Below are 14,427 nucleotides of genomic sequence, written 5' to 3'. Positions count from 1 at the left end.
GGGGGCTCCTTGGTGGGTTGTTCACCTATGTGTTTGCTTAGAAGACGGAACCCGGTCGGGAAGTGTGACATCGACAAGCTGAACCCGCATCCGGCCTGATCGGGTGCCGTGGGCGTGAAACGCCGAACGGCTCCCTGTCCGCCGGACAGGGAGCCGTTCGATTGACGTAACTAGCTGAGGCGCTCGATAACCATTGCCATGCCCTGGCCGCCGCCGACGCACATGGACTCCACGCCGAACTGCTTGTCGTAGGTCTGGAGGTTGTTGAGCAGCGTGGTGGTGATGCGGGCGCCGGTCATGCCGAACGGGTGGCCGAGCGCGATCGCGCCGCCGGAGACGTTCAGCTTGTCCTCGTCGATCTTCAGCTCGCGGGCAGAGCCGAGCACCTGCACCGCGAACGCCTCGTTGATCTCGAACAGGTCGATGTCATCGACCGTCTTGCCTGCCAGCGCCAGGGCGCGCTTGATGGCCTCGATCGGGCCGAGGCCCATGATCTCGGGGGAAAGGCCGGAGACACCGGTGGACACGATGCGCGCCAGCGGGGTCAGGCCGAGTTCCTTGGCCTTGGTGTCGCTCATGATGACCAGCGCGGCGGCGCCGTCGTTGAGCGGGCAGCAGTTACCGGCGGTAATGCTGCCGTCCGGCCGGAAGACCGGCTTGAGCTGGCTGACCGCCTCGTAGGTGACACCGGCGCGCGGGCCGTCGTCCTTGGAAACGACTGTGCCGTCGGGGAGGGTGATCGGGGTGATCTCGCGCTCGAAGAAACCGGCCTTGATGGCTGCCTCAGCCCGGTTCTGCGAGCGAACGCCCCAGCGGTCCTGGTCCTCACGAGTGATGCCGGTGAGGGACGCGACATTCTCCGCGGTCTGGCCCATCGCGATGTAGGCGTCCGGGATCAGGCCGTCTTCGCGCGGGTCGTGCCAGATGCCCGCGCCGCCCTCGGCGGCCTTCGCGGTGCGCGCCCTCGCCTCGTCGAAGAGCGAGTTCTGCGTGTTCGGCCAGCTGTCGGCGGAGCCGTTCTTGTAGCGGGACACCGTCTCCACACCCGCGGAGATGAATACGTCACCCTCGCCGGCCTTGATCGCGTGGAACGCCATCCGGGTGGACTGCAGCGACGAGGCGCAGTAGCGGTGCACGGTGGTGCCGGGCACGAAGTCGTAGCCGAGCTGCACGGCGACGATGCGGGCGAGGTTGAAGCCCTGCTCACCGCCGGGCGAACCGCAGCCGAGGATCAGATCGTCGATCTGGGCCGGGTCCAGCGCAGGCACCTTGTCGAGCGCCGCGCGCACGATCTGCGTCGTCAGATCGTCGGGCCGCATATCGACCAACGAGCCTTTTGCGGCGCGGCCGATCGGGGAGCGGGCGGTCGAAACGATGACGGCCTCGGGCATGAGGACTCCTTTGTTGGGACGGTAAGTGTTGGCGTTCAGACGTTGTCCGAGCACACTCCGCGAACCGTTTGTTACTAGTGCGTTCTCATCGAATCTACGTCGCGTCCTGCTGGGCGGGAAGCGGGGGGCGCCTCGTTCAGCGCGTCGATCAGTGCGGGCAGCAGCAGCGCCGCAGCCAGTTCGTAGCCCGCCGCCGAAGGGTGGAATCCGTCGGCGGCGAACATCAACTCGGGCGCGGCGCGGAACTCGGGCGCGAGCAGATTGCCCATCTGCACCGGGCGCCCGCCCGCGACGGTGGTCGCCACGGTCTGGGCCCGAGCCAGTCGGGCGCTCCAGTTCTGCACCACGGTCCGCAGCGGCTGCGGAATCGCGGTGACTATGCCGAGATTCGGGCAGGTGCCGACCACCACGATGGCGTCGGCTCGGCGCAGCCGCGCCACCGCGCTGGCCAGTCTGCGTGCTGAAGCCCGGATGGAATGCTTCTTGGTGATGTCGTTGGCGCCGATCAGGATGACCGCGGCGTCCGGCGGCGGCCCCGCCACGAACATCGCGTCGACCTGGCCGGCAAGTCCTTTGGAGGTGGCCCCCGATATCGCCTTGGTGCTCAGCCGAATTCGCTGTCCGGTGGCCTCGGCGAGGCCGCGGGCGATGCGCACGCCGGGCACCTCCTCGGCGCTGTGACAGCCGACGCCGCCTGCGGTGGAATCACCGAAGATCATCAAGTGCAGATCCGCGGGCACACCGGCTCGCCATGGCTGCGGCACGAGGCATCCTGCGGTGTAGATTCCGTCGGCCTCCGGTGGTTTCGAGGTGTCGCGCCCGATCACGCCCCTCGCCACCCCCGCCTGCGCCATGAGCAGGCGATACGCCGCCCAGGATGCCGTCCCCGCGCCGGAACCGGCCAGCACGGTTGCGGCACTGGTGACTGCCGCGATACGCCAGCTGATCCGTGGTGTGCTCACGGGGAGAAATTTTACGGACGCACGCGGCGGACACAATTCCGCCGGGCGGTTCACTCGATGACCTCAGGCGGGCACGTCGAACCAGCCGCGGGCCGGGATACTGACGTTGTTGGTGGTGACGGTGACCTCGACACGGCCGGGGCCGGTGTCCTGGAACAGCGAGTATTGGATGCTGCCGTAGATGCCGGTGACCACGATGTTGTTGTAAGCGCCCGTCGCGCCGGTGGTCATATTGTGCCAAGCGACGGTGGTGTAGACCTCGCACAGCGGCGCGAACGGGTACGCGCCGGGACCGACCCCGGAGACCGGCAGGGCACGGACGTTGAATATGGCACGGCCAGGCCATTGCTGGTTGGTCTCGACCCAGGTCCTGACGTTCGTCCAGCACAGTCCGCCGGTGGCCAGCGTGGGCACCTGGGGGAACTCGACGGTCGTCGCGTTCGCCTGCGCACCGGATCCGACGATCACGGCCACCGCCGATCCGGCGAGAACCGCGGCGGCACGGGCGATGTTCGGCTGCCTCATGCTCAGAGATCCTAGGCGCGGGCGCGACGGATTGCCGGTAGTCACGACAGACGTGGCGTGCCCGAATTCACATCTACCGGCTCTGCGGTGCGGGCCAAGGGTGTTCGGCCGGGTGCCGGGTAGTAGAGAACATGGCGGTGGGCTGCCCGGACGACGGTTCTGCAACGATGGGTGCCATGCGCATCGCGGATCATGTCGTGGACCTCATCGGTAATACACCGCTGGTCCGGTTGAACTCTGTGGTGGGACCGAACGCCGGCGTGGTGGCCGCCAAGATCGAGTACCTGAATCCTGGCGGCAGTTCCAAGGACCGGATCGCGGTGAAGATGATCGAGGCCGCCGAGAAATCCGGGCAGTTGCAGCCCGGCGGCACGATCGTCGAACCCACCTCGGGCAACACCGGCGTCGGCCTCGCCCTAGTCGCCCAGCAGCGTGGCTACAAGTGTGTGTTCGTCTGCCCGGACAAGGTCAGCGAGGACAAGCGCAACGTGCTGCGGGCCTACGGCGCCGAGGTCGTGGTGTGCCCGACCGCCGTGCCGCCGGATCATCCGGACAGCTACTACAACGTCTCCGACCGGCTGGTACGCGAGATCGACGGCGCATGGAAGCCCGACCAGTATTCCAACCCCGGTGGACCCGACAGCCACTACGAGACCACCGGCCCGGAGATCTGGCGCGACACCGACGGCAAGGTCACCCATTTCGTGGCGGGCGTCGGCACCGGCGGCACCATCACCGGCACCGGTCGGTACCTCAAGGAGGTCTCCGGCGGCAAGGTGAAGATCATCGGCGCCGACCCGGAGGGCTCGGTGTACTCCGGTGGCACCGGGCGTCCGTACCTGGTCGAGGGCGTTGGCGAAGACTTCTGGCCATCCGCCTACGACGCGGCCATCCCCGACGAGATCATCGCGGTCTCCGATGCCGACTCCTTCGACATGACCCGCAGGCTCGCCCGCGAGGAGGGACTGCTCGTCGGCGGCTCGTGCGGCATGGCGGTGGTGGCGGCCATCGAGGTCGCGCGCCGCGATCCGGACGCGCTCATCGTGGTGCTGCTGCCCGACGGCGGCCGCGGCTACCTGTCCAAGATCTTCAACGACGAGTGGATGAGCTCCTACGGCTTCCTGCGTGAGCGTCTCGATGGCACCACCGACGAGCCGCTGGTCGGTGACGTGCTGCGCGGCAAGTCGGGCGGGCTGCCCGATCTGGTGCACACGCACCCGTCGGAGACCCTGCGCGACGCCATCGAGATCCTGCGCGAATACGGCGTCTCGCAAATGCCGGTCGTCGGCGCCGAGCCGCCGGTGATGGCGGGCGAGGTCGCGGGCAGCGTCTCCGAACGCGATCTGCTCTCCGCGGTGTTCGAAGGCCGCGCACACCTGACGGATCCGGTCGCCAAGCACATGAGCCCGTCGTTCCCGCTGATCGGTTCCGGCGAACCGATCTCCGCCGCGACCAAGGCGCTGTCGGACACCGACGCGCTCATGGTGGTGGAGGAAGGCAAGCCCGTCGGCGTCATTACCCGCCACGACCTCCTCGGCTTCCTGAGCACGGGCAGCATCGGCCACTGATTTTCCTCATGATCGCCGGGCTGAATCCGAAGGCCCGGCGATCCCGGGGCCGCCGCGGCCCGCTATCGGCGCGGCCTGCCGGATCGGTGGCGTAGCAGGGTTATCCGATGGTCAGGGTTCGAATGTCGTGAGCATCGCTTCCAGCGCCCGCTGATCCGGCCCGACGAAGGGAGGAGCCGTCGGGGCCGCCGAGATCGTATCGAACATGTGATCGTTCATGCCGATGGCGGGCGGCAGGTGTGTGCTGAAGATGCCGGACGGATCCAGCTTGCGAATCGGATCCACAGTGGCCGAGTACTTTTCGGGATCGACGGTGTGTACCCATGGGCTGTCGACCGTGGCCCACAGCAGCTGTGCCTGCGGCAACTCCGGTCCGGCGGCGCGCACATCGGCGCCCATGGCGATCTCCGCGCTCGGCAATGGCGCGCCGAAACAGTCGGAGCTGAACAGTGCCCCGGAGCTGGTATCGAAAACGCCGACCGTAGCGGGGTTGTCGAACAGCGGCGGCCGGAAGCCGATCAGTGTGCGATCCCCGACATCCAATTGCTGCCCGGGGTTGAGCAGAAACACCCGATCGAGCGGAATCGTCCACTCGCAGGACATGATTCCGACGCCGGCGAAGGTCGTGACGATGCGGGCGTGCGGTGCGGCGTCGAGCAGGCTCCACAGCCCGCCGGTGTGATCGCGGTCCGGGTGGGTGAGCCAGATCCAGCGCACGTCGAAGGGGTCGATGACCGGCCCGAGCTCGGTGCGGAAGTCCTTGTCGGAGTTGCTCAAACCGGTGTCGATGACGACCGGCTCGGCGGCGTGCAGAACGAAAGCGTTGACCGGGATGAACCCGAGACCGGGCACCTCGGCGCAGTCACTGAGCGCGGTGACATCGGCGGTGAGCTGATGGATGTTCATGGCGTCCTCGAAAGGGTTGGTCGGCGCGAATCAGAACGGGACCTGGGTGCGCAGCAAGCCGGTTGCTTCGCCGCGGCCGGAGAGTGCCCGGCAGAACTCGATGGCGTCGAGTTCGAGCGGATCAGGTGTGTCGGCGGATGACCAGGCGCCGCCCGCCGGTCCGGTGAGCGTCAACCGGTAGGGCATACCGTGGCGCCGGGCCCATTCGCGAACGACGTTGTCGACTATGCGTCCGTCGTGGTCGGTGGTGAGCATCAGATCCTGGCCGGTGGCCCGGCACAGGTCGATCCGGTGCATCCAGGGGTCCCGGGTCAGGATGATGTCGATCGGGTAGCCGAGGCTCCATCTTTCGGCGACGCCGTTGACCAGCTGCGAACCCGGCATCGGCCGACGGCGGATGAATCCGGGTATGCGGCGGCGCATCCGGGCGGCTAGGGGGCCGAGCTTCGCGAGTAGCGCGGTGAGCTCCGCAGGCGTGTGCTCGCCGAACTCGCGGACCTGCAGTGCGGTCAGCGCGTCGATCGTTTCGGCTTCGCCGCCCGGTCGCTTGTTCGCGATCCGGTTCTGCCGGAAGTTCTCTCGCGGGGAGGCCGCCATTGCGGCCATGCCGACTACATGCGAAATCAGTTGGTGCACAGTCCATTCCGTGCATTCGGTGGGCTTCGCCCAGTCATCGGGGGCGAGCCCGGCCACCGCTTGCGCAATGCGCGTGTATTCCGTTGCCGCCAGCCGCATTGCCTCGGGATGGTCGAGCGTGGGTCGGCGGAGCTCGGTCCGTTCGCTGGTGCTCATCGTTGTCATGGTCGCTTCCTTGCGCTGTCACTCGGTTGTTCCGCTGTCGTGTGCCAGGCCGACACCATCGGCCCACATATCCACTGCGCGATCCAGCAGCCTGCGTCTGCTGTCGCCGCCCGGGTCGTTGGCCAGCTGCTGATCGACGAGTCCGGCCAGGAGGGCGAACCAGATCTCGACATCGCCGCGATCGGTGACGCCGATATTCGCGAGTAGTTCGAGGCCCTGGTGCATTACCCGGACGGACGGCGCATACGACTCCGACGACGGTACGAAGCCGGGGATGGTCCGCTGGTTCATCAACTGGTAGCGCGCCAGATCGGCGACCGCGAAGTCGAAGAAGGCTCGGGACAGTACCCGCATCTGTGCCCGAGGCGAGGCGGGCAGCTCCGCGATCGCGCGCTGGGACACTCGCTCGTACTCCTGCCAGGCCTGGCCGAACATCGCGTCGTAAATGGCGTTCTTCGAAGCGAAGTGCGTGTACAGCGAGGGGGCCCGCATGCCGACCCGGCTCGCCACTTCGCGCAGCGTCAGCTGCGGGAGGCCGTGTTCCCGCACCAACTCCCAGGCAACCTCCAGAATCTCCTGCCGAGTTGCCTCACGCCGTTCGGCTTGCCTATTGCGAGTAGATTCACCTAACACAGTTAGGAGTGTGATCTAGTTCACATCGAATGTCAATAGCGCGCACCCGTGCGGATCGGCCGCCGAAGCCGGGGCGCTTCGTCGGCCGATCAGATGACCCTGGGTGCGCGATCGCCTCCCGGCCCCGACGGTTCGGAACCACCGATAGCGCCGCCACGGTCCGGGCTGGCACGAAGCGCTGAACATCAGGCCGCCGCGGGGATGGCAAATTGTCCGCAAATCAATGATTCCGATGCTCACGCCGAGGTATAACCGGCCTGGAAGCTGCCCTGGCAAATCGTCGGGACACAATCGGGATAGCGAAGGGATGGGCCGTGCACACCTACAGTTCGGCTATCGATTTCCAGCAAGGTTTCTCGGACGCGTGGAGTTCCGTCGCGACATTTGTCCCCAAGCTGGCCGGATTCCTCGTCATCCTGCTCATCGGTTGGATCGTTGCGAAAGCGGTCGCGGCGATCGTGAACCGAGTGCTCGAGCGGGTCGGCTTCGACCGGCTCGTCGAGCGGGGCGGGATCAAACAGATACTGTCGCGCAGCCGCTATGACGCTTCGGATCTACTGGTGAAGCTGGCCTACTATGCGATCCTGCTTATCGCGCTGCAGCTCGGATTCGGCGTATTCGGGCCGAACCCGGTCAGCGATATGTTGAACGGCATCGTCTCCTGGCTGCCGAAGGCCGCGGTTGCGATCGTCATCGTGGTGATCGCGGCGGCGATCGCGCACGCCGTTCGTGACATCGTCACGAACATGCTCGGCGGCCTGTCCTATGGCCCGACGCTCGGCTGGTTCGCCGCGATGTTCATCTGGGGTGTCGGCATCGTTGCGGCACTGAATCAGATCGGGGTGGCGACCTCGGTCACGATGCCGATTCTGATTACTGTCCTCGCCACCATCGGCGGCATTCTGGTGGTCGGCGTGGGCGGCGGCATGGTCCGTCCGATGCAGCGGCGCTGGGACAGCTGGCTCAGCAACCTCGAAGCGGAGATGTCCGCGGTGAAAGGGCATGCGGAGGCGTATAACCGTGGCCGAGAGGATGCGTCGCGCGAGCAGCTGTGGATGGATCAGCAGGCCGCCCGTGGACAGCAGTGGCGGCCGGAGGCGTCGGACGGGTCGTATTCGGGTGGGTATTCGCAGGGTGGGTATTCGAACGGCGGATATCCGCAGGGCGGCTATTCGCAGTACGGCGATCCGCGCGATATGCGATAGGCAGCCGACACCGAGTAGGTGCGATGTCCGCCGCGGGCCGATCCGGTTCGCGGCGGACGTGCGTCATGGGACGGTGCGCCACGGACCGGATTATGTCCTCGCGAAATCGCTCGGCTGGTCGCAGAGTCGAATGCCTGAGCCGACTTGCGTCAGCACATCCGTGGCAATTTCAATTCTCAGCGAAACGCATTCGCGTCGGTCAGCGCTTTGCCGAGCACGAGTTGGTGGACCTCCGCGGTGCCCTCATAGGTGAGCACCGACTCCAGGTTGTTCGCATGACGCAACACCGGATAGTCCAGCGTGATGCCGTTGGCGCCCAGAATGGTGCGGCATTCGCGGGCAATCGCGATGGCCTCCCGTGTGCTGTTCAGCTTGCCCGCGCTGATCTGCTCCTGGCGCACCACACCCTGGTCTTTCAACCGACCCAGATGCAGCGCGAGCAGCTGGCCCTTGCCGAACTCCAGCGCCATGTCCGCCAGCTTCGCCTGGGTCAACTGGTAGGCGGCCAGTGGCTTGTCGAAGACTTCTCTGGTCCTCGCGTATTCGATGGTCGCGGCCAGGCAGTCGCGGGCCGCGCCGAGCGCACCGAAGATGATGCCGAAACGGGCCTCGCTCAGGCAGGCCAGCGGGGAGCTCAGCCCGCGTGACTGCGGCAGCAAGGCATCGGCGGGCAGCCGGACATCGCTGAAGTCCAGTTCCGCGGTGATCGAGGCGCGCAGCGACAGCTTGCGATGCATCTCCCGCGCGGTGAACCCGGGCGTGCCCGCAGGTACCAGGAATCCGCGAACCACCTGCTTGCCCTCGTCCTCGGTCTGGGCCCAGACCACCGCGACATCGGCCACCGATCCGTTGGTGATCCACATCTTCGATCCATTGAGCACCCAGTCGGCGCCGTCGCGCTTGGCGCGGGTCCGCATGCCACCGGGGTTGGAGCCGAAATCGGGTTCGGTGAGCCCGAAACAGCCGAGCGCGCGGCCCGCCGCCATCTCGGGCAGCCACTGCTGCTTCTGCTCCTCGGATCCGAACTTATGGATCGCCGTCATCGCCAGTGACCCCTGCACCGACACCATGCTGCGCACCCCCGAGTCCACCGCCTCGAGCTCCTGGCAGGCGAGCCCGTAGGTGGTCGCCGACATCCCCGCGCACCCGTAACCGTCCAGATGCATGCCGAGCAACCCGAGCTTGCCCAGCTCAGGGGCGATCTCACGGGCCGGAAAGGTGCCCGATTCGAACCAGTCCGCGATATGCGGTCGCAGCCGTCGGTTCGCGAAGGCCGCGACGGTATTCCGGATCTCACGCTCCTCGTCGGATAGCAGGGCATCGATCGCGAACAGTTCTTCGACAGTCACCATGGCCTCAGCCTAATTCGGATCGGCGGCACCGAGACCGGCCTCACTCCGACCGCCCGTCACAAGGCTCCGGGACACTGTCCGCGGCCGCCTGCTGCCGATGGCCGAGGGGCGGCGGGGAACAGACGGCCCGGTATACGCAGTAAGAGGTCGCACCAGCCAGTTGCCCATAATTCACCGCCATCTAGGCTGGGGCCATGAGTGAGTTGGGATTCTCTACACGGGCCGTGCACGCCGGATTCGATCCCGATCCGCGGACCGGTGCGGTGAACGTGCCCATCTTCGCGAGTTCGACGTTTGCCCAGGACGGGGTGGGCGGGCTGCGCGACGGCTACGAGTACGCCAGGACCGGCAACCCGACCAGGACCGTGCTCGAGGCCAACCTCGCCGCGCTCGAATCGGGCCGCTTCGGACGGGCATTCGCCTCCGGCATGGCCGCGACCGACTGTGCGCTGCGCGCCACGCTGCGGCCCGGCGACCACATCGTGATTCCCGACGACGCCTACGGCGGCACCTTCCGGCTGATCGACAAGGTGTTCAGCCAGTGGGGCATCGAGCACTCGCCCGCCCACGTGTTCAACGTCGACGAGATGCGCGCCGCGATCCGTCCGAACACCAAACTGGTCTGGATCGAGACCCCGACCAACCCGCTGCTCAGCATCGGCGACATCCCCGCACTGGCCGAGGTCGCGCACACGGCGGGCGCGAAACTGGTGGTAGACAACACCTTCGCGACGCCGTACTTGCAGCAGCCACTGCTGCTCGGCGCCGACATCGTCACGCATTCGACCACCAAGTACCTCGGCGGGCACTCCGACGTGGTCGGTGGCGCGCTGATCACCAACGACCCGGAGCTCGACGCGGCATTTGCCTTCCTGCAGAACGGTGCGGGCGCGGTGCCAGGCCCGTTCGACGCCTTCCTTACCCTGCGTGGCACCAAGACCCTCGCGTTGCGGATGGATCGGCACTGCGATAACGCGGAGGCCATCGCCGAGTTCCTCACCAGGCACCCTGCGATCTCACAGGTCATCTACCCCGGGCTGGCCGAGCATCCCGGCCACTTCATCGCCGACAAGCAGATGAAGCGCTTCGGCGGCATGATCTCGGTGCGGCTGCACGGCGGCCCGGACGCGGCGCGCGACTTCTGCTCGCGGACCAAGATTTTCACCCTGGCCGAATCGCTCGGCGGCGTGGAATCGCTGATCGAGCACCCCGCCGCGATGACACACGCATCCACCGAGGGCTCCGATCTCGAGGTGCCCGCCGATCTGGTGCGGCTTTCGGTCGGCATCGAAGACATCAGCGACCTGATCGCCGATGTCGAGCAGGCACTCGCCGGCTGAGGTATCGGACATGACGAAGCGGCCGCATCCGGAATCGGGTGCGGCCGCTTGCGTTCGGGGGAGAGCGTGGTTCCTCTGTCCGAGGAGGCCGGGCGCAATGCCTCGGCCGGGTGCGTCAGCTGTGGTAGGGCTCCGCGCTGACCAGCGTCACCTTCATGGTGTTGCCGTTGGGCAGCGTGTACTCACGGGTCTCGCCGACCTTGGCGTCGATCAACGCGCCGCCGAGCGGCGAGGCGGGCGAGTAGGTCTCCAGTTTGGAGTCGTTCAGACCCTCTTCGCGGGTCGCGATCAGGAAGGTCTCGGTGTCGGACTCGTCGCCGTCGTAGTAGACCTTGACGACCGAGCCCGGGAGCGCGACGCCTGCCTTCGTCGGTGCGACGCCGACCTTGGCATTGTTCAGCAGTTCCTGCAGCTGGCGGATGCGCGCCTCCTGCTGGCCCTGCTCCTCACGAGCGGCGTGGTATCCACCGTTCTCCTTGAGGTCGCCCTCTTCACGGCGTTCATTGATCTCGGCAGCGATGACGGGACGATTGGCAATGAGCGCGTCGAGCTCACCCTTGAGCCTGTCGTGCGACTCCGGGGTCAGCCAAGTCACTTGCGTCTCAGTCATCTCGATCACTCCCTAGTAGTTGTTCCCGGCAGGCCGGGATTCCCTGATAACCGCTGCAGTGCCCACAGGGGGCGGGCACGCACCAGCCGACGGCTAGTGCCATCCTGGGGAAGTTCTTCGAACCCCGACAGGCCTCTGCTCCGGGCAAATACGAAAATCCGGAACCGACAGCGCTGGCCGCCAATGCAGCAAACACGGCTCCGAGCCCCGGAACCGTGTATCAGGCTATTTTAGCATGAATCATAAACATGCAGGTCGGAGTTTGTTTTGCCGTGGCTGGGGTATAGATCAGCCGTTCGAAGGTAGTCAGCCCGCGCGAAGGTACTCAGGGACCTGATCACTGCAGGCGTAGATGCTGCCCGCGGAGGCACGCGAAGATGACCGCACGGTCGTGGACAGCTCGATCGTGCCGCTGTCGGACGGCTCCACCAGGACTTCGCGGCGGCCGACCTCGGTGCCGTCCTTGTCCATGGCCCGCACGAAACACACCACCGGCTGCTGCGGATCGTTGCGGGTGATCTTCATCCGGACGGTCAGCGTCGAGTCGTCCACGACGACGTAGCCGAGCTGCTCGGCCTCGATGTCCTCGGGGCCGTATTTCTGCCATCCGAGGTAGGCGACACCCAACCCGAGCAGCACGACGACCCCGCCCAGAACCGGTGGAATCCAGCGCGGTCTGCGGCGCGGCGCGGTGCCGTAGCGGTCGGCGCGCCGTTCGATGGCCGCATCGCCACCGGCGGATTCCGGCGCAGGCTCGGTCATGAGTGGTCGCTCCCGGGGGGTACGTCGGAACAAAAGTCTGTCGAATGGAACTATAGGGAACGAAGCCCAAGCAGCCGCGAGCGAGAGCGATGAGGTGAACGAGACGTGAGTGGCCTTCGCCTCATGGCGGTCCATGCCCACCCTGACGACGAATCGAGCAAGGGTGCCGCGACGACCGCACGCTATGCCGACGAAGGAAACGAGGTCCTCGTCGTCACGCTGACCGGCGGCGAACGCGGCAGTATCCTCAATCCCGCGATGGACATCCCCGGCGTGCTCGACCGGATCGAGGAGGTCAGGCGCGAGGAGATGGCCGCGGCGGCCGCCGCGCTCGGGGTGCGTCAGACCTGGCTGGGATTCGTCGATTCGGGTCTGCCCGAGGGCGATCCGCTGCCGCCGCTGCCGGAGGGCTGCTTCGCGCTCGTTCCGCTGGAAGAAGCCACCGAGGCGCTGGTTCGGGTGGTGCGGGAGTTCCGGCCGCATGTGATGACGACCTACGACGAGACCGGCGGCTACCCGCATCCGGATCACATCCGGTGCCACGACGTCTCGATAGCCGCGTTCGAGGCCGCGGGTGACCCGGAGCGGTTCCCCGATGCCGGCGAGCCGTGGACGCCGCTGAAGCTGTACTACGACCACGGGTTCAGCCTGCAGCGGATGGAGGCGTTCGCCGCGGAGTTCGAGCGGATCGGCGAACCGTTCCCGATGCAGGAGTGGCTGGATCGGATTCGTAAGTACGCCGTCGAGCGCGGTGATGTGATGTCGCGGGTCACCACGCAGATCGAATGCGCCAAATACTTCCCACAGCGTGACGACGCGCTGCGCGCACACGCCACCCAGATCGACCCGAACGGCGCTTTCTTCGCGATTCCGCTGGAGATGCAGCAACGGGTGTGGCCCACCGAGGAATTCGAGCTGGCCAAGACGAAGGTGCGCACCGCGATCCCCGAGAACGACCTGTTCGCAGGCATCGAGGATCTGTGATGCTCGCCCTGCTCGCGCAGTCTCCTGGCACCCCGACCGGGCCAGAGTTCGGTAAGGCGTCGCCGCTCGGGCTGGTCATCATCCTGATCCTGCTCGCAGGCACGGTGCTGCTGGTGCGTTCGATGAACCGGCATCTGAAGAATCTGCCCCCGACCTTCGAGCCGGAGCATCCCGAGCCGGATCAGGAGGCCGACGAGGGCACCGAGCCCGGTATCACCCGGCGGGTGTCCGAGGATGCCACCGAGATCGCCGAGCCCGACGGCAAGGCCGACAAAACCTGAGGCTTCCGCCTGTCACAACGGCCGTCCGCACCGAGCGGGCGGCCGTTGTGACATTCGCAGGTTCTACTTCGTCATTGAAGTAGTCGCGGCACGAGCCACCACACCCGAGCAGTGCATCCGGTGTGGATCGGCGGCCGCGCGACTCGTTTCCGAAGTTGGCCGCCTTCGATGAGTCGATACCGGCTCGCCTCGGCGAAATCAAGCGGGCCCGTGACCCGCACGGCGTGATTCGGGCCAACTACCCGGTGCTCGGATAGTCCTGTCGCGCTGGCTGATATGGGCGTTGCGCGCACCAGCGCAGCGCGATCCGAAGCCACTGCCGGAGGCGCTGCGCCTCAGGGCGATGATCGGCCGTCGGTAGCGGACCGGGCAGGTCCCGTCGGCTGACCGAGATATCGCGGGGTACCCGGCCTCGGCGATTCGAATTCGGTCGCGGCGATGGGGTTTTCGACGCGCCCGTCTGTGCTGGTCGCGGTTTGGATGTCGGCCCGGTGTGCTACTCATTCAAGCGAACCCCGCCGACCGAAGGAAGACGATGGATTCTGTGATCGACCAGATCGACCGCGCCCTGGACATGACGGGGGCGATCGTCGCCACGGTGGACGACGACCGGCTCGTCGCGCCGACCCCGTGCCAGGATTGGGATGTGCGCGAGGTGCTGAATCATGTCGTCGGCGGCATACACCTGTTCGCCGCCGCGCTGAGCGGTACGGATGCGGGCGCCGAGCGCGAAGACGACTGGCTCGGCATCGATCCACAGGGCGCTTACGCCGCGGCCGCGGAGGTGGATCGTGCCGCATGGCATCGCCCGGACGCACTGACGGGGACGGTGCACCTCTCGCTGGGTGACCTGCCGGGCCGGGCCGCGGCGACGGTCCACCTCACCGAACTGGTGGTGCACGGCGTCGACCTCGCGCTCGGCGTGCAGCGGCCGGATCTCGCGGACGACGAGTTGTGCGCCGAATTGCTCGCCACCATGCAGGCGATGGGCGGCATCGACGGCTTCCGCAAGCCGGGGATGTTCGACAACGAGGTCGCCGTAGCCGCCGACGCCCCCGCCCATCGACGGCTACTCGGCTACGTCGGCCGGACGTGGTGAGCACGCCG

Annotated in this window: 15 protein-coding genes; 6 read left to right on the top strand and 9 right to left on the bottom strand. The window is 66.7% G+C overall.

The window, feature by feature from the left end; genetic code table 11:
• Positions 1-170: 170 nt before the first annotated feature.
• The 3 genes from OHQ90_RS37830 to OHQ90_RS37820 all read right to left on the bottom strand — a co-directional run bounded on the left by OHQ90_RS37830 (position 171) and on the right by OHQ90_RS37820 (position 2,878).
• The gene (locus OHQ90_RS37830) at positions 171-1,391 is read right to left on the bottom strand and encodes an acetyl-CoA C-acetyltransferase (protein ID WP_328405972.1); all 1,221 of its coding nucleotides are present in this window, start codon (positions 1,389-1,391) and stop codon (positions 171-173) included.
• A gap of 74 nt (positions 1,392-1,465) precedes the next feature.
• Positions 1,466-2,353 carry an SGNH/GDSL hydrolase family protein gene (locus OHQ90_RS37825; RefSeq protein WP_328405970.1) on the bottom strand — a complete coding sequence of 296 codons (888 nt, stop codon included), beginning with the start codon at positions 2,351-2,353 and terminating at the stop codon, positions 1,466-1,468.
• A 63-nt stretch (positions 2,354-2,416) separates the two neighbouring features.
• Entirely contained in the window at positions 2,417-2,878 is a 462-nt protein-coding gene (locus tag OHQ90_RS37820) for a hypothetical protein (protein ID WP_328405967.1), read from the bottom strand.
• A gap of 176 nt (positions 2,879-3,054) precedes the next feature.
• Between OHQ90_RS37820 and OHQ90_RS37815 the strand changes: the two genes are divergently transcribed.
• Complete coding sequence (locus OHQ90_RS37815; protein WP_328405965.1) at positions 3,055-4,446, top strand: cystathionine beta-synthase; 1,392 nt, start codon at positions 3,055-3,057, stop codon at positions 4,444-4,446.
• A 111-nt stretch (positions 4,447-4,557) separates the two neighbouring features.
• On the opposite strand, the gene OHQ90_RS37810 is transcribed toward OHQ90_RS37815, so the two are convergent.
• The 3 genes from OHQ90_RS37810 to OHQ90_RS37800 are packed head-to-tail and all read right to left on the bottom strand — an operon-like array spanning position 4,558 to position 6,786.
• Positions 4,558-5,352, bottom strand: a complete 795-nt coding sequence (locus OHQ90_RS37810) for an MBL fold metallo-hydrolase (protein WP_328405963.1) — start codon at positions 5,350-5,352, stop codon at positions 4,558-4,560.
• A 30-nt stretch (positions 5,353-5,382) separates the two neighbouring features.
• Complete coding sequence (locus tag OHQ90_RS37805) at positions 5,383-6,153, bottom strand: maleylpyruvate isomerase family mycothiol-dependent enzyme (RefSeq protein ID WP_328405961.1); 771 nt, start codon at positions 6,151-6,153, stop codon at positions 5,383-5,385.
• Between the two features lie 18 nt (positions 6,154-6,171).
• Positions 6,172-6,786 (bottom strand): TetR/AcrR family transcriptional regulator, encoded by a 615-nt coding sequence (locus tag OHQ90_RS37800; RefSeq protein WP_328405959.1) that lies wholly within the window; start codon positions 6,784-6,786, stop codon positions 6,172-6,174.
• 314 nt (positions 6,787-7,100) lie between these two features.
• Between OHQ90_RS37800 and OHQ90_RS37795 the strand changes: the two genes are divergently transcribed.
• Complete coding sequence (locus OHQ90_RS37795) at positions 7,101-7,991, top strand: mechanosensitive ion channel family protein (RefSeq protein WP_328405957.1); 891 nt, start codon at positions 7,101-7,103, stop codon at positions 7,989-7,991.
• Between the two features lie 176 nt (positions 7,992-8,167).
• Here the strand turns inward: OHQ90_RS37795 and OHQ90_RS37790 are convergent, their stop codons facing one another.
• Positions 8,168-9,343 carry an acyl-CoA dehydrogenase family protein gene (locus OHQ90_RS37790; protein WP_328405955.1) on the bottom strand — a complete coding sequence of 392 codons (1,176 nt, stop codon included), beginning with the start codon at positions 9,341-9,343 and terminating at the stop codon, positions 8,168-8,170.
• A gap of 194 nt (positions 9,344-9,537) precedes the next feature.
• On the opposite strand from OHQ90_RS37790, the gene OHQ90_RS37785 reads away from it, so the two are divergent.
• Entirely contained in the window at positions 9,538-10,683 is a 1,146-nt protein-coding gene (locus OHQ90_RS37785; protein WP_328405953.1) for a cystathionine gamma-synthase, read from the top strand.
• A 115-nt stretch (positions 10,684-10,798) separates the two neighbouring features.
• Here OHQ90_RS37785 and greA read toward each other — a convergent pair whose 3' ends face one another.
• Positions 10,799-11,293, bottom strand: coding sequence for a transcription elongation factor GreA (gene greA, locus OHQ90_RS37780; RefSeq protein WP_328405951.1), 495 nt, complete (start codon positions 11,291-11,293; stop codon positions 10,799-10,801).
• A gap of 306 nt (positions 11,294-11,599) precedes the next feature.
• Positions 11,600-12,055, bottom strand: a complete 456-nt coding sequence (locus tag OHQ90_RS37775) for a DUF4307 domain-containing protein (RefSeq protein WP_328405949.1) — start codon at positions 12,053-12,055, stop codon at positions 11,600-11,602.
• Between the two features lie 105 nt (positions 12,056-12,160).
• Here OHQ90_RS37775 and mca point away from each other — a divergent pair, with 105 nt between their 5' ends.
• From mca to OHQ90_RS37760, 3 genes are all read left to right on the top strand, one after another.
• Positions 12,161-13,039 carry a mycothiol conjugate amidase Mca gene (gene mca, locus OHQ90_RS37770; RefSeq protein WP_328405947.1) on the top strand — a complete coding sequence of 293 codons (879 nt, stop codon included), beginning with the start codon at positions 12,161-12,163 and terminating at the stop codon, positions 13,037-13,039.
• The gene (locus OHQ90_RS37765) at positions 13,039-13,320 is read left to right on the top strand and encodes a hypothetical protein (RefSeq protein ID WP_328405945.1); all 282 of its coding nucleotides are present in this window, start codon (positions 13,039-13,041) and stop codon (positions 13,318-13,320) included. The genes mca and OHQ90_RS37765 overlap by 1 nt, the downstream gene beginning before the upstream one ends.
• Positions 13,321-13,855: 535 nt before the next feature.
• The gene (locus tag OHQ90_RS37760) at positions 13,856-14,419 is read left to right on the top strand and encodes a TIGR03086 family metal-binding protein (RefSeq protein WP_328405943.1); all 564 of its coding nucleotides are present in this window, start codon (positions 13,856-13,858) and stop codon (positions 14,417-14,419) included.
• The last annotated feature ends 8 nt before the right edge of the window (positions 14,420-14,427 follow it).

Source organism: Nocardia sp. NBC_00403, assembly GCF_036046055.1.
In the GTDB taxonomy this organism is placed as follows: Bacteria; Actinomycetota; Actinomycetes; order Mycobacteriales; family Mycobacteriaceae; genus Nocardia.
This window is presented reverse-complemented; position numbering and strand designations above follow the sequence as displayed.

What these genes read in the sequence shown, in the direction of transcription:
- OHQ90_RS37830 (WP_328405972.1), bottom strand. Translation starts at nt 1,391, where the DNA reads ATGCCCGAGGCCGTCATCGTTTCGACCGCCCGCTCCCCGATCGGCCGC.
- OHQ90_RS37820 (WP_328405967.1), bottom strand. Translation starts at nt 2,878, where the DNA reads ATGAGGCAGCCGAACATCGCCCGTGCCGCCGCGGTTCTCGCCGGATCG.
- OHQ90_RS37815 (WP_328405965.1), top strand. Translation starts at nt 3,055, where the DNA reads ATGCGCATCGCGGATCATGTCGTGGACCTCATCGGTAATACACCGCTG.
- OHQ90_RS37810 (WP_328405963.1), bottom strand. Translation starts at nt 5,352, where the DNA reads ATGAACATCCATCAGCTCACCGCCGATGTCACCGCGCTCAGTGACTGC.
- OHQ90_RS37805 (WP_328405961.1), bottom strand. Translation starts at nt 6,153, where the DNA reads ATGACAACGATGAGCACCAGCGAACGGACCGAGCTCCGCCGACCCACG.
- OHQ90_RS37790 (WP_328405955.1), bottom strand. Translation starts at nt 9,343, where the DNA reads ATGGTGACTGTCGAAGAACTGTTCGCGATCGATGCCCTGCTATCCGAC.
- OHQ90_RS37785 (WP_328405953.1), top strand. Translation starts at nt 9,538, where the DNA reads ATGAGTGAGTTGGGATTCTCTACACGGGCCGTGCACGCCGGATTCGAT.
- greA (WP_328405951.1), bottom strand. Translation starts at nt 11,293, where the DNA reads ATGACTGAGACGCAAGTGACTTGGCTGACCCCGGAGTCGCACGACAGG.
- OHQ90_RS37775 (WP_328405949.1), bottom strand. Translation starts at nt 12,055, where the DNA reads ATGACCGAGCCTGCGCCGGAATCCGCCGGTGGCGATGCGGCCATCGAA.
- OHQ90_RS37765 (WP_328405945.1), top strand. Translation starts at nt 13,039, where the DNA reads ATGCTCGCCCTGCTCGCGCAGTCTCCTGGCACCCCGACCGGGCCAGAG.
- OHQ90_RS37760 (WP_328405943.1), top strand. Translation starts at nt 13,856, where the DNA reads ATGGATTCTGTGATCGACCAGATCGACCGCGCCCTGGACATGACGGGG.